1 protein-coding gene is annotated in these 1,593 nt (G+C 36.3%); it reads left to right on the forward strand.

Going from position 1 to position 1,593, the window contains the following annotated elements; translation table 11 throughout:
* Positions 1–272: 272 nt before the first annotated feature.
* Positions 273–1,457 carry an IS110 family RNA-guided transposase gene (locus UGRO018_RS17640; RefSeq protein ID WP_463667574.1) on the forward strand — a complete coding sequence of 395 codons (1,185 nt, stop codon included), beginning with the start codon at positions 273–275 and terminating at the stop codon, positions 1,455–1,457.
* The last annotated feature ends 136 nt before the right edge of the window (positions 1,458–1,593 follow it).

Raw genomic sequence — 1,593 nt, forward strand, 5'->3', positions numbered from 1 at the left:
ATACCTTTTCCTTTCCATCAATCTATCTATTAAACCGAGATTGATAACAGTTAAGTTTACTTGTAATATATTGAATATGTGAATGTGGATTTGTATCTTTCCTTGTGGCTTTGACTACTTTTGATAGGATCTCACCACTCCTTATTCCTAAACAGTGATTAGTTAGATGAGTCTTACCCTTTGGGTACTTAGTGAATTCGTATATTGCACCAGGTTCTGTGGTTTAAGTGTTGTGGTTTACACTTCACATCGTTATGAAAGGACGTGTTTTCATGATTTTAGTCGGAATTGACATTGGCAAGAACAGTCATTACTTCTGTGTTATCAATAGAGAAGATGGTGAAGTACTTGTCGATCCAACAAGTTTTAAGAACGATCAGAAAGGCTTTGGCTTATTCATTCAAGCATTACAGCCTTATGACAAGACTTCTATTTTAATCGGTATAGAAGATACTGGTCATTATCACTTCGCTTTATTAAGATACTTATTAAGCAAAGAATTTAACGTTGCCCTTATCAACCCAGTAGCTACGGATATGACTCGTAAAATGCAAGGTGGCATCTCTAAAAACGATAAATTAGATACCTTGACCATTTGTGATGTGCTTTCCTCATCAAATCGTAAGAAATCTTATCGCATCACTAAGATTCATAAATTCGATTACTATGAACAGCGACAATTGACACGACATCATCACAATTTGAAAGAAGAACTCAATGTCTATACAAATCGTTTACAGAAATGTATTGACCTTGTTTTCCCTGAGTTTAACAGCTTGTTCAAATCCAAATATGGCATTGTCTATATGACGCTTCTAAAGACCTTTGGAAGTGCCGATAAGATTGCTCATGCCGATATCAGAAGTATTCGTAAATGCTTTGAGATTCAAGGCAGAGGCAATCGTATATCACTAAGCGCTGAACAGCTCAAAGCTGCTGCGAAAGAGTCTGTTGGTATTGCGTCTTCGGCAGATGAAATTCAGATCAGGCATCTAATTGGTCAGATTGAACTGATCCATGCTCAACTGGATGAAATAGACAAAAAAATAGAAGAGTTCTCTGTCGAAGTCAACTCTCCTATCCTGTCCATACCAGGAATTTCTCATTTCTCTGGTACTTCTATTTTAGCCGAAATAGGAGATATTGGCAACTACCCAAAAGCATCAAAATTAGCAAAACTTGCAGGTGTTGCGCCTTATGAGCATGAATCGAGTCAATACAGGGCAGAACAAACCGCTATTACCAAGAAAGGCTCCAAATATCTAAGGAAGACGCTATATCAGATTATTGTGCCTATCATTCAACACAATGAGGTCTTTAAGCGGTACTATCAGTTAAAACGTAGACAAGGAAAGAGTCATCGCTGTGCACAAGGTCACTGTGTTAGAAAATTGTTGAGAGTGATTTATCACTTACTAACAACAAATCAACAATTTGACCCAGCGCTTTTGAGATAACCTTGCTTTATTTCGTAACTATTTTAAATAGAACCTCAAGCAGGTTGTTTTCGTCATGCACTTGCTATACATATAAACATTCACATTTCAAAGATCAATTACTTTCTAACTATAAAATCTGTGTTTTTAATATTTT

Source organism: Hoskinsella mucinilytica (assembly GCF_045223415.1).
Classification (GTDB): Bacteria; Bacillota_I; Bacilli_A; order Erysipelotrichales; family Erysipelotrichaceae; genus Hoskinsella; species Hoskinsella mucinilytica.